Genomic DNA, 11,572 nt, shown 5'->3' with positions numbered 1-11,572 from the left:
CAGCTAACGGCTACCCCGCAAGTTAGCGAGTTGCCCCGCGCGGCGTCACCCAGCGAAACGTCAGATTGATCCGCTCGCCGGCCACGCGCGGCTCCTTCGGCACGCGATGCCGCCAGTCGGCCTGCGTGTTGCCCTTCATGACTAGCAAACTGCCGCCTTTCAACGAAAACGACTGCACGGCGCCTGTCTTGTTGTGCCGCAAGTCGAAAGTGCGCGCGACGCCTAAGCTGATCGACGCAATTACCGGCTGGGCGCCGAGCTCAGGCTCGCGATCCGCGTGCCATCCCATGCTGTCAGTGCCGCTGCGGTAGCGGTTGATCAACACGCTGTTAAAGCGCGCGTGGCAAGCTGCTTCCGCGGCGATCCGAAGTTCGGTGACAGTCGGGGTCCACGGTTGTGGCACGTTGCGAATGCCGGAGTAAACGTAGACTGCATCCTGCTCACCCTGCCAGGCCGTCAGCCGCGGCAGCGGCACGCGCCCGGCTGGCGTGCCCATCATGTCCTGACGCCATTCCACTTCGCCGATGAGTTGAGTTAAAGCGTGTGCCGCGGCCTCGGGCGCGAGCCACTCGGGATACCAGTCCACGTCGGGCGCTGGAAGGTCATCGAAAAGGTCCACCATGAAATTGCCTGAATGCGATTGCGCGTGCAATACATGCGCGAATTAGCCTTGGCTATTATGGCGGCAATGACGACAACGCTCACGCCTATGGCTTGCGCTGTCATCCGGATTTCTAACTCCGCTACTTCAAGAGGCTACCACCATGATTCTTTCCGATCAGGCTCTCGATCAGCTCTTTCGCGAAGCGCGCACGCATAACGGCTGGCAGGCTAAAGCAGTCGACGATGCCGTGCTCAAGCAACTCACCGAGCTCGTGCTGCTTGGTCCGACCTCGGCCAATTCGAGCCCCGGCCGCTTCGTCTACGTGAAAACGCCCGAAGGCAAAGAAAAGCTGCGCCCAGCTTTGTCGGCGGGCAATCTCGAGAAGACGATGGCGGCGCCGGTCACGGTGATCGTCGGGATGGATATGGCGTTTTACGAACATCTGCCGAAACTGTTTCCGCATGCCGACGCGCGCAGCTGGTTCGCCGGCAACGACAAGGCGATTGCGGATACGGCCTTTCGCAATTCGACGCTGCAAGGCGGCTATCTGATTCTCGCCGCGCGCGCGCTCGGTCTGGACACGGGTCCAATGTCGGGCTTCGACGCCGCCAAAGTCGACGAGGCCTTCTTCGCCGGCACAACCGTGAAGGCGAACTTCCTGATCAATCTGGGCTATGGCGACCCGTCGAAGCTGTTCCCGCGCAGCCCGCGCTTCTCCTTCGACGAAGCCGCCCTGATCGTCTGACAGCCATTAAGCCGCCGGTGCGTTTATCTGAGGAGCGCCACGTAGAACACCACTGCGCCGATCACCGCGCCGATAAAGCAAAAGCCTTCATCGGCGTCGTCGCCACCCGAACGTAACCACGCGCCGACGACGCCGAACAGTCCTGCGATGCCGAGTGCAACGCATACCATCACAACGTCGAATAGCGCGTTTTTGCCCAGTTCGGAGAAGTCGATGTCGCGCACGCCGAAGTACAAGGCGAGCGCCATCAGCGATATGCCCACCAGCGGCAGCATGACGTGGCTGCCCTCTCGTCCGACGTGATGTCCATGAAGTCCGTGGCGTACGTGATGGCCCGATCCAAGCAGTTTCATGATGCGCCTCCTGCCTCACCCTCAACCGAGGACAAAACGAACCGCCGCTGGGCCGCGATGGCCCTTAGACAAGCCGGTTCTATTTGAGAATAGTGCACGCGAAACACAATTCAAAGCCCATTTAATTAGAGCGTCGCTGCAGTTCAGACAACGGCATGCGACAACGAGAATTGCTGCGTTGCGGTATCCGCTTGCTGCATCAAACACGGACTTGGTCGGCCAACCCAGGAAGCAATTCTGGCGCCGTCGGCAAGGGGTTGCACATGCCGGTAGAATGATCCGGCTCGTCCGCTATTTCATGCTTGCGGTTGGCGAGCCGCCGCCGTTGCTCCGCTCGTGCCGGCCCCTTCCCGCCCCTATCCTCTCTATGCGCCGCTCATCGTTTCTTGTTCGCTTCATCCTGATTGGGATCCTGCTGCATATCTACGTCGGTTTTCGACTGATTCCCGACATGCCGGTCAGCGTCACCGGCCGGTGGCTGTGCGCGTTGTGGCTGGTGCTGTCGATCTTTCTGATCCCGCTCGGCATGCTGGCGCGCACCATCAAACAGCAGCCGCTCAGCGACCGCCTCGCGTGGGTCGGCCTGCTGGCGATGGGCTTCTTCTCCTCGCTACTGGTTCTGACGTTCGCGCGCGACCTGGCGCTCGCCTCACTGCTCACCGTCGATGCAATCTGGCCGAACACGATCGCAATCGCGCACTGGCGCGTCGGCTCGGCTGCCGCGGTACCACTGCTTGCGCTGCTCTCGACACTCGTCGGTCTGTTCAACGCACGGCGCCGCGCCAAGGTCGTGACGATCGAGGTGCCGATCGACGATCTGCCGCCGGCACTCGACGGTTTCACGATCGTCCAGATCAGCGATATCCACGTCGGCCCGACCATCAAAGGCCGTTATGTGGACGCGATCGTCGACGCGGTGAATCGTCTGAAGCCGGATCTGATTGCCGTTACCGGCGATGTGGTGGACGGCAGCGTGCCGCAATTGACCAGACACACACAGCCCCTGTCGCGACTCAGTGCGCGTCACGGCGCGTTCCTCGTGACCGGCAATCACGAGTATTACGCTGGGGCGAACGCCTGGATCGATGAATTCCGGCGCCTGGGCTTAACCGTTCTGCTTAACGAGCATGTGATCGTGGACCACGACGGCGCGCGCGCCGTGATTGCCGGGGTAACCGATTACTCAGCGGGCCATCATGATCCGTTGCATCGCAGCGACCCCGTTGCGGCCCTTGCAGGCGCGCCTGGCGATGTGCTGATCAAAGTACTGCTCGCACACCAGCCGCGCTCTGCAGAAGCCGCCGCAGCAGCAGGTTTCACACTGCAGCTATCCGGCCACACACACGGCGGTCAGTTTTTCCCATGGAATTTCTTTGTGCGTTTGCAGCAGCCGTTCACGGCTGGTCTCGCACGGCTGAACGGCCTGTGGGTCTACACGAGTCGCGGCACCGGCTATTGGGGACCGCCGAAGCGCCTGGGGGCCCCCTCTGAGATCACACGATTGCGCCTCGTGCCGGGCGAGCCCGACTAAGGCACTGGGCTGGAGTGCCGAATAGCGCCACATAGAAGTCATACTGGCTTGCATCGCAAAAGAAAAACGCGGACGTCCGCAAAGGACATCCGCACTTCGGCACTGGCGCACTACTTCGGCCAGTTTGCGTTACTGAGCAGGCGCGACGGCCACGCTGACCTGCGGCGCGTACGCCACCGACACCTGCATACCCGGCGTCACGCCGGCGACCTTTGCCGGCTCGCGGCCCTGGATATGGAACACCGTGCCATTCGGGCCCTTCAGGGCCATGATGCCGGAGGCATGATCAATCGCCTGAACTTCGGCGGTCACGTTCTGCACGGTGTTCTGCTGTACCGGCTGAACAGCCGCGCCGTGGCCGTCAGCACCGCGCGTCACGCTGACCATGGCGTTGCGCATCATCCGGATGTGGACCTTGCCACCCTGCTTGATCTGCGCGAGGTTGCTCGTATCGGTGATGTTGAATGAAGCTTCGCCACCCTGTGCGTCGAGCACGGTCACCGACTGTTTTGCCTGATCGATCGACTTCACGACACCATCCGCCTGCAGCGTGCTGCTGCCTTCAAACGGCGCGGGCAAACCGGCGGCGAACGACACGAGCGGAGCCGCAGCAATCAATGCGCCGGCAATAACGCCGAGAGCTTTTTCTTTCATACATTCCTCAATTGGGTGAACAGCGGAAAAGAGACGACATGGTGGGGATCGGATGCGCAAAGTACCGCACAAGGGCAACCGAAAAAATCTAGGCGAAATCCTGGGAAGTGAAACGTGGATTGAGCACCAGAACCACACCACGTGTTTCGAAGTGTTCGAACAGTGTGTTTTCCGGGATGGACCTCGTCAATATTCGGAGTCCGTATTTATGCGAGGAAAATTCTGATCTTACCGAGGAAGATTCAGTAAGTGACGCACAGCGCATTCCGCCACCCTGCCTCATCCCGGCTTGACTTAACTTTGCAGAGCTGCCTAAAATTCGCCCAGTTCATTTAACCGGAATCACGATCTTGGACAGTAGCAGTAGTACCAGTCGAGCTTCGATTCGCCCGATCGCCTGATCGGCAAGATTTCCGCGTCAGCCTTTGCCTGTCGCCGTCTTGCCTCCGGGCCCGACGGTGCACGTCGCTTTTACCCTCTTGCTGCCAGTGAAGCGCCGCATGGCCCGATGCCTTGCGCACGCTCCACGACTTTTTCGCCGCGAGCCCCGGCTCGCATGCCTTGTCACGCCTGATCGCGTTCGCGCCCCCCTGCGGATACGTGATGCTGTCACGCGTAGGGTTCACACTGTGCGAACACGCGCCTCAACCTTTCTTAACGATGACAATTGAATTCGTCTTGCGGCTCTTTGCCGCCTTCAGTTGCGGGGTCGCGATCGGCCTCGAGCGGCAGATGCGCCAGCGCAACGCCGGCCTTCGCACCATCACACTGGTCGCCAGCGGTGCGTGCCTGTTCGTCACGCTCGGCGTGCTGACCGGCAACGGCACCGCCGGTATCACCCAGATTGCCGCGTATGTCGTCTCCGGCGTCGGCTTTCTCGGCGGCGGCGTGATCATGCGCGACAAGGGCTCCATTCAGGGAATCAACACCGCCGCGACCTTGTGGTGCTCGGCGGCGGTCGGCGTATTGTGCGGTGCGGGGCACTACGGCCCGGCCCTCGCCGGTACCGCGGTCGTATTGCTGACCAATACGGTGCTGCGTGAAGTGAGCCGTGCCATCAACGCGGCGCCCGTTTCGGACGCCGACCTCGTGCGCGAGTATGTGCTGACGATCGTTTGCCGGGAGGCCGATGAAATTCACATTCGCACCGCCGTGTCCAACTCAATGTATTCGACACCGCTGTCGTTCCAGAGTCTGACGAGCGAAGACCTCGAAGACGATACGGGACGCATTCGCGTTACCGCAACATTGAAGCTGCATCCGAAAGATCAGCCGAAGCTCGAACAGATGGCGAGCCGCATCAGCATGGAAAAGAGCGTATCGAGCGTGAGCTGGACGGCTAAAGATGCGGAGCCGACGCCGGAGTGAGTCACCTTGCGTAAGCTCCCCCCATATTCACGCGCATCGTCTACACTTAGCTTGCAATAGATTCAGACAATGTTAATTCCGCGTCCTGAATATGGACTGTCCCATAACCTTCGACTAAGCTCTGTCACCGTGATTTTTTCACACTCAACCATGGAGTCTCGAATATGGAACACGGCATCATTGCATGGCTCATCATCGGCGCGATCGCCGGCTGGCTGGCCGGCGTGCTCGTCAAGGGCGGCGGCTTCGGTCTGATCGTCGACATCATCGTCGGGATTGTCGGCGCATTCATCGGTGGCTGGCTTGCCGGTGTGTTGCACATTTCGCTCGGCGGCGGCTGGATCGGTTCGATCATTACCGCTGTGATCGGCGCCGTTATTCTGCTGTTTCTTATCCGGCTCGTCCGGCGCGGCACCTGAGCGCAGCACCTGATGTCTTACGGCGTCGGGAGCGAATGCCACCTGACGCCGGTTTTATTTAGTATTTAGAGAGACGCCTCTACTGTCGGCAACATCGAGCCGGCATCACGCAGCCGCGTATGCCAGGTGAAAGCCTGGTCCAACCGATGCGGCGTTTGTCCACCCCATTGCAAGGCATCCCGATAGTAGTCGCGAAGCAGATCGCGATAGAGCGGATGCGCGCAGTTTTCGATGATCAGCGTAGCGCGTTCCCGCGGCGCCAATCCGCGCAGATCGGCCAGGCCCTGCTCCGTCACCACCACGTCCACATCGTGCTCGTTGTGATCGCAGTGCGGCACCATCGGCACGACACTCGAAATACGGCCGCCCTTCGCCATCGACTTCGTCGCAAAGATCGCGCATGACGCATTGCGCGCGAAATCGCCCGAGCCGCCAATGCCGTTCATCATGTGCGTGCCGCCGACGTGCGTGGAATTCACGTTCCCGTAAATGTCGAACTCCAATGCGGTATTCAATGCGATCAGACCGAGCCGGCGAATCACTTCAGGATGGTTGCTGACCTCCTGCGGACGCAACACCAGGCGATCGCGATAGCGCTCGAGTTCGCCGAACACTTGCGCCTGACGCGCGGCCGACAACGTGATCGACGCACCCGAGGCGAACGTCACCTTGCCGGCGTCCATTAGATCGAAGGTCGAATCCTGCAGTACTTCTGAGTAAATTTCGAAGGCGCCGAAAGGCGAATCGACGAAACCGGCCAGCACCGCATTGGCAATCGTGCCGATGCCAGCCTGCAACGGCGGCAATTGCGGGGGCATGCGCCCAGATGCTACTTCGTGCCGGAAAAATTCAATCAGATGGCGCGCAATCAGTTCGGTTTCCGCATCCGCGGGCAACACCGTGGACGGACTATCCGCCTTGTCAGTGATCACAATCGCCGCGATTTTCTCTGGCGGAATTTCGATGGCATGCGTTCCGATACGGTCTTGCGGGCGCACGATCGGCAGTGGTTCGCGATTCGGCCTGCGGCCCGGAATCCAGATGTCGTGCAGTCCCTCGAGGGCGAGCGGCTGGGCGAGGTTGATTTCGACGATGACCTTGTCGGCGAGGATCGCGAAGCTGGCCGAGTTGCCGACTGAAGTGGTCGGCACAATGCCGCCGGTTTCGGTGATCGCGGTGGCTTCGATAATGGCAACGTCAAGTTTGCCGAGCTGATTCGCGCGCAGCATCTCGACGGTTTCGGACAGATGCTGATCGACGAACATCACTTCGCCGCGGTTGATCGCATCGCGCAGAGTCTTGTCGACCTGAAACGGCAAGCGGCGCGCTAATACATGCGCCTCAGTGAGCATGCGATCCACGTCATGACCGAGCGATGCGCCGGTCATCAATGTAATTTGTAGCGGCTTGCCTTCCTGACGGACCCGCTCGGCAAGTGCGACCGGAACAGCTTTGGCGTCGCCCGCGCGCGTAAAGCCGCTGGCGCCGACGCGCATGCCGTCCTGAATCAGAAGCGCCGCCTCGGCGGCTGAAGTGAATTTTCCGCGCAACGCGGAGCAACGAATCCGGTCCTGGTACATAAAATCGAGTCTCTCCATATTCACCCGTCCAGTCTACCGGTGCGCACGTCTGCGGTGTGCTTCGCTCAGTAGCCAGTTTGTCGCACCAGCCGCAACGTCTCGATGGGACGGCGTCGCGGCCAGGCGTTTCGTCGCGTGCAACATTCGCGCGACAGGTCTTACAGGTACTGCTTGGTTTTGCGCGTGGCGCTGCTTAGCTGCCGAAGAAAATATTGCAGAAACTCACGGGCCCTACGCACTCTTCAGCTTTGGCCTTCGGTACTGCGACACGGCGTTGCTCAGCGACGCTGTTCGCGCGCGGTGCATTCGCCTGTGCGACCTGTTCTTCCTCGGCGGCAGGCGCCGTCTGTGCATGAGCGACAGCAGCGGACAAAGTGCAGGCAATCAGGGCAATCTTCAACACATTCATTTCGTTCTCCAGTTCTTACGATTCCGTTCCGCAGGGAGTCCCTTTTGGGGACTGCGCGGCGGTGAAGAAACTATATGACTGCCACCTACACAGATAAACGGGGCTGGACAGAAGGGACCTTTCCATCTGGCAGAAGGATCGGGGCGCACGTCCGATCCGACGCACGGGTCAACGCGTATTGAAAGGCGCGTCTTCGTCGAGCAACGCCGTGCGGATGAAATGCAGGCAACTCAGGATGCGTTGCAGATCGTGTCGCTGGCCGCGGTCGGCGTGGACGGTTTCCAGCAGGTCCTGCGCGATCCACGTGGCCGAGCGCACGGATACGAGCGCGCGCTCGAGAGCACGCACGTCCGGTCGCGCAAAAAGCCGCGCGAGGTCGTCGCAAGTTCGGGTGAGACCGCTGTTCCAGTGCGGATGAAGGGCCTGCACGTAGCCCGCACGCGCCACTTCGTTGCGCAGATCGATCACGGCGTGCCCCACTTCAAGGGTGACGAGCATCCAGCGCAACGCATCACGGCGGCGTCGGGAGCGCCGCGTCAGTAGCATGCGTAACTGCGAGACCAGATCGTGAGTGCTCGACTGAAAGCGCTGATTGAGTCCGGGAAGTTCGTCCTTGCACGCAGACACGACTTGCGCGCGCAAATCGCCCTTGATTCTCTCCGTGAGCCACGGCATGTTCGCGGGGAACACCACTGAGAAAACGATCGCTGCGAGCAATAGCGACGCCGTGATCGCGATACCGTTGTTGATCAGCAGATCGGGCGCATACGTGACGACGTTGTCCGGTCCGGCAAGCAGGCAGAAGAACACCGAGAAACCGATGCCATACCCCGCCGAGAGTTTGCGCGATGCGATGAAGGCGCCGAGTGCAAGCACCGGAGCGAGCGTTGCGCAAAGCAGCGGAAAGCCGTCGATATTCGGATACACGTAGCACGTAAAAAGGTAGCCGGTCATAGTCGCCAGCACTGCACCGACTGCCATCTGCACGGCCATTTTCGATGCGTTCGGCGCGGTCGACGTCAACGCACAAACCAGCGCCGCGCCGATCACTGCGAGACCACCACTCGGCCAGTCCGTGGCAATCCAGAACCAGCTGACGATCGCCATCGCCGCCGCCGACCTGGCAAAGGTAAACGCGACCACAAAGCCGTTCGTTCTGCTCACGTAGCAGCCGGCAGTACGCTGCCCGGCTCCCGGTTTGTGCCGCGCCAAAGACGCGTAAGTCTCGGAGTAGCGGATCCATTCGTCGACAAATCGATATAGCAGTTCCGCGGCTGTGTCGAAGTCCGCTAGCGATTCAGCGGGGGCAGCTTCCAGTGGCCGTCTCGTTTCGCGCACGCGTCTTGGCAAGCTCGCCTGAAAGAGCCGCAAACCAGCGGCTACGTGCGCTGCATCGGCATCGGCATCTGCAGACCCGGTGGATGCCAACAGTGCCGACAGCTCGCTGAAGTACGGCGTGATGGCATCGACTGTGCCGTTCGGGCCGTTTGCGCGTAGACGTTTAAGCAACTGGTGCAGTGCATGCAGTCGTGCGCATGCGTCCATGAACTCGCCGTTCAGACGGCCGAGATGCTGGCTGCGCGAACGCATGGCCGGATCCTCGAAGGCAGCAAATGTTCGCGTCGCTTCAAAGCCGACGATCTCGTCGACGAGGTCCGCAAAGCGCCGCTCAAATTGGCAACGGTCGATTCCGCGCCCCAGCACATCAGCAGCGAACGCAGTAAAATTTGCATATCGAAGATGAAGCGCGCGCCGCAGTGCAAGGCTGGAACGCTGCGGCACGAACAGCGCGCTGACTGCGCTCGAGCACACGATACCGACCGCCACCTCAGCCGCGCGTGTGAGCGCGGCCAGAAACAGGTCGTGCGGCGCCGTGACATTCGGAATACCGATCAGAGTGGCGGTATAACCTGCCAGCACAAAGCCATACCATCTGAAATGCCGATACCGGACCGCTGCCGCGATACAGACGCTCACCCAGCCGATCATGCCAAGCATGTACAACTCGGGCTGCTGGACGAACAGCGCGCCGAGCACCAGGGCGGCGACCGTCCCCACCGCGGTGCCGAGAATACGGTAGAAACTCTTGGCGAGCACCATCCCACTGAACGGCTGCATGAGCACGAACACCGTGGTCATCGCGATTCGCGGCTGCTGGAGATCCAGCAACATGGCAATGCCCAGCGCCAGCAAACCCGCAGTGACCGTTTTCAGCAGATGCAGCCAGATCAGACCGTCGCTGTTCGCCCAGTCGCGAACGGCCGGACTGAGCGCCGGCAATATGACGCGCCACTGCCGGCGAGGATCCACCGTGGACTTGATCGCATGTTGGCGTCTCATCATCAGAAAGCAACGCGTCCCGGTTTGTCGCTAAAAGAAACCCCGGTGAACGCTGCGCACACCAGCAGGCAAGGCGCCGATTGTAAGAGCATGCGCTGCGCGTATTAATAGGACGGGCGCGGAACGTCCCTTCCAGAATGAACAACAATGGGCTTGCGGGACAGGCGGACAATACGGCTTCTGCCGTGAAATAGAAGGATCGATGGATACGCTACAAAATATGCGAGTGTTCGTGCGCGTGGTTGAAGCCGGTAGTTTTACCGCCGCCGCGCAGTCGCTCAATTCGACGACTGGCGCGATGTCGCGTGCGGTCTCCGAACTCGAAGCGCATCTGCGTACGCGCTTATTGAACCGGTCGACACGCAGGCTCGCGCTCACCACAGCGGGGGAGCGTTACCTGAAACGCTCTCAGCAGATCCTTGCAGATGTCGACACGGCGGAAGAAGAAGCAAGCTGCGCCCACGAACGCCCTGCCGGCGCTTTGCGGATGCACAGCTTTGCCAGTATCGGCCAGCATTACGTGCTGCCGGCCATCTCCCGGTATCGCGCGCTTTATCCCGAAGTGACCGTTGAATTGACGTTGTCGCAGCGCATGCCCGACCTGTTCGAAGGCAGCGCCGATGTCGCTGTTATCGGCGCCTCGACTCTGCCGAATTCTGACCTCGTTTCGCTCCCGCTTGGTACAACTTTCAGCATCTTGTGCGCATCGCCTGCTTACGTGCGCGCTCATGGCGCGCCGCAGAAGCCTAGCGACCTCGCGCATCACGAGTGCCTGATCTTGCACACACCAGCATTTCCGGCCTACGAATGGGTGCTCGACGGCCCCAACGGCAGCGAGATGATGGAAGTGAACGGACCCGTCCAAGTGAATATTGCGGAATCGCTGATCGTCGCGATTCGCGAGGGAATGGGCATCGGTATGGTGCCGCTCTATGCGGCGATTGCCGGACTGCGGGACGGGACGTTAGTTCGCGTGCTGCCTGAATATACGCTGCAGAAGATGAATGTGTACGCGCTGTATCCGTCACGCAAGTTCGTCGATGCGAAGACGCGGACGTGGGTTGAGTTCCTACGCACGCATCTACCGAAGGTGATTGCACGCGACGAGGCGTTACTTGCGGAAGTTGGCCAGATGGATGCAACCGATGACGCGGTGCCTGTTCGTGCGGCCAGCATTGGGGGCGGAGATGTCGCCGCGCACTGACGCAGTTTTTTAGCTGACGAGCAGGCCGCGCCTGTGGAAGGCACAACGTAGGTAACGAAGTGGCAGGCCATTTGCGGCGGTATCTATGGCGTGCCAGATAGCGGCAGTGTTTTCGTGACGCGCCTCTCGGAATGGAGGTGCGTTATCCCGCGGGTTGGGAACGAGAGTTAAGAATCCGCGCGTGTGCTCGCTACGGCGCCAGAGTCTTGGCACTGAATTCAGAGCCGTAAACGCAGAAACCCCACCTTTTAGGGGTGGGGTTTCTGGACTTGCTGGGGAGCCTGACGATTACCTACTTTCACACGGGAATCCGCACTATCATCGGCGTGGAGTCGTTTCACGGTCCTGTTCGGGATGGGAAGGGG

At 60.6% G+C, this 11,572-nt stretch carries 11 protein-coding genes and 1 rRNA gene; 5 read left to right on the top strand and 7 right to left on the bottom strand.

The window, feature by feature from the left end; genetic code table 11:
• Positions 1-22: 22 nt before the first annotated feature.
• Complete coding sequence (locus BM438_RS43310) at positions 23-622, bottom strand: alpha-ketoglutarate-dependent dioxygenase AlkB family protein (RefSeq protein WP_093647500.1); 600 nt, start codon at positions 620-622, stop codon at positions 23-25.
• Between the two features lie 142 nt (positions 623-764).
• On the opposite strand from BM438_RS43310, the gene BM438_RS43305 reads away from it, so the two are divergent.
• Positions 765-1,349 carry a malonic semialdehyde reductase gene (locus BM438_RS43305; protein WP_093647498.1) on the top strand — a complete coding sequence of 195 codons (585 nt, stop codon included), beginning with the start codon at positions 765-767 and terminating at the stop codon, positions 1,347-1,349.
• Positions 1,350-1,372: 23 nt separating this feature from the next.
• On the opposite strand, the gene BM438_RS43300 is transcribed toward BM438_RS43305, so the two are convergent.
• Positions 1,373-1,702 (bottom strand): hypothetical protein, encoded by a 330-nt coding sequence (locus tag BM438_RS43300; RefSeq protein ID WP_093647496.1) that lies wholly within the window; start codon positions 1,700-1,702, stop codon positions 1,373-1,375.
• Between the two features lie 367 nt (positions 1,703-2,069).
• Between BM438_RS43300 and BM438_RS43295 the strand changes: the two genes are divergently transcribed.
• A complete protein-coding gene (locus BM438_RS43295; protein ID WP_093647542.1) occupies positions 2,070-3,233 on the top strand; it encodes a metallophosphoesterase in 1,164 nt (387 codons plus the stop codon).
• Positions 3,234-3,362: 129 nt separating this feature from the next.
• On the opposite strand, the gene BM438_RS43290 is transcribed toward BM438_RS43295, so the two are convergent.
• On the bottom strand, positions 3,363-3,887 hold the full coding sequence (locus tag BM438_RS43290) for a hypothetical protein (protein ID WP_093647493.1): 525 nt from the start codon (positions 3,885-3,887) through the stop codon (positions 3,363-3,365).
• A gap of 660 nt (positions 3,888-4,547) precedes the next feature.
• Between BM438_RS43290 and BM438_RS43285 the strand changes: the two genes are divergently transcribed.
• Both BM438_RS43285 and BM438_RS43280 read left to right on the top strand, forming a co-directional pair.
• The gene (locus BM438_RS43285) at positions 4,548-5,255 is read left to right on the top strand and encodes an MgtC/SapB family protein (RefSeq protein ID WP_093647540.1); all 708 of its coding nucleotides are present in this window, start codon (positions 4,548-4,550) and stop codon (positions 5,253-5,255) included.
• Between the two features lie 164 nt (positions 5,256-5,419).
• Positions 5,420-5,674: a GlsB/YeaQ/YmgE family stress response membrane protein gene (locus tag BM438_RS43280; protein WP_028197420.1), complete on the top strand. Its 255-nt coding sequence runs from the start codon at positions 5,420-5,422 to the stop codon at positions 5,672-5,674.
• 65 nt (positions 5,675-5,739) lie between these two features.
• On the opposite strand, the gene BM438_RS43275 is transcribed toward BM438_RS43280, so the two are convergent.
• The 3 genes from BM438_RS43275 to BM438_RS43265 form a co-directional block, all read right to left on the bottom strand.
• Positions 5,740-7,254, bottom strand: a complete 1,515-nt coding sequence (locus BM438_RS43275) for an acetyl-CoA hydrolase/transferase family protein (RefSeq protein WP_093647491.1) — start codon at positions 7,252-7,254, stop codon at positions 5,740-5,742.
• Between the two features lie 193 nt (positions 7,255-7,447).
• Positions 7,448-7,663: a hypothetical protein gene (locus BM438_RS43270; protein WP_093647489.1), complete on the bottom strand. Its 216-nt coding sequence runs from the start codon at positions 7,661-7,663 to the stop codon at positions 7,448-7,450.
• 168 nt (positions 7,664-7,831) lie between these two features.
• Entirely contained in the window at positions 7,832-10,003 is a 2,172-nt protein-coding gene (locus BM438_RS43265) for an FUSC family protein (RefSeq protein ID WP_093647537.1), read from the bottom strand.
• Between the two features lie 202 nt (positions 10,004-10,205).
• Here BM438_RS43265 and BM438_RS43260 point away from each other — a divergent pair, with 202 nt between their 5' ends.
• Complete coding sequence (locus tag BM438_RS43260) at positions 10,206-11,207, top strand: LysR family transcriptional regulator (protein WP_093647487.1); 1,002 nt, start codon at positions 10,206-10,208, stop codon at positions 11,205-11,207.
• Positions 11,208-11,486: 279 nt separating this feature from the next.
• On the opposite strand, the gene rrf is transcribed toward BM438_RS43260, so the two are convergent.
• Positions 11,487-11,572: ribosomal RNA gene (gene rrf / locus BM438_RS47175) — 5S ribosomal RNA — on the bottom strand; the annotation flags it as partial.

This window comes from Paraburkholderia aspalathi (assembly GCF_900116445.1).
GTDB classification, from domain to species: domain Bacteria; phylum Pseudomonadota; class Gammaproteobacteria; order Burkholderiales; family Burkholderiaceae; genus Paraburkholderia; species Paraburkholderia aspalathi.
This window is presented reverse-complemented; position numbering and strand designations above follow the sequence as displayed.

Excerpts from the sequence above, each read along its gene's own strand:
- BM438_RS43310 (WP_093647500.1), bottom strand. The coding sequence starts at position 622 with ATGGTGGACCTTTTCGATGACCTTCCAGCGCCCGACGTGGACTGGTAT.
- BM438_RS43305 (WP_093647498.1), top strand. The coding sequence starts at position 765 with ATGATTCTTTCCGATCAGGCTCTCGATCAGCTCTTTCGCGAAGCGCGC.
- BM438_RS43300 (WP_093647496.1), bottom strand. The coding sequence starts at position 1,702 with ATGAAACTGCTTGGATCGGGCCATCACGTACGCCACGGACTTCATGGA.
- BM438_RS43295 (WP_093647542.1), top strand. The coding sequence starts at position 2,070 with ATGCGCCGCTCATCGTTTCTTGTTCGCTTCATCCTGATTGGGATCCTG.
- BM438_RS43290 (WP_093647493.1), bottom strand. The coding sequence starts at position 3,887 with ATGAAAGAAAAAGCTCTCGGCGTTATTGCCGGCGCATTGATTGCTGCG.
- BM438_RS43285 (WP_093647540.1), top strand. The coding sequence starts at position 4,548 with ATGACAATTGAATTCGTCTTGCGGCTCTTTGCCGCCTTCAGTTGCGGG.
- BM438_RS43280 (WP_028197420.1), top strand. The coding sequence starts at position 5,420 with ATGGAACACGGCATCATTGCATGGCTCATCATCGGCGCGATCGCCGGC.
- BM438_RS43275 (WP_093647491.1), bottom strand. The coding sequence starts at position 7,254 with ATGTACCAGGACCGGATTCGTTGCTCCGCGTTGCGCGGAAAATTCACT.
- BM438_RS43270 (WP_093647489.1), bottom strand. The coding sequence starts at position 7,663 with ATGAATGTGTTGAAGATTGCCCTGATTGCCTGCACTTTGTCCGCTGCT.
- BM438_RS43265 (WP_093647537.1), bottom strand. The coding sequence starts at position 10,003 with ATGAGACGCCAACATGCGATCAAGTCCACGGTGGATCCTCGCCGGCAG.
- BM438_RS43260 (WP_093647487.1), top strand. The coding sequence starts at position 10,206 with ATGGATACGCTACAAAATATGCGAGTGTTCGTGCGCGTGGTTGAAGCC.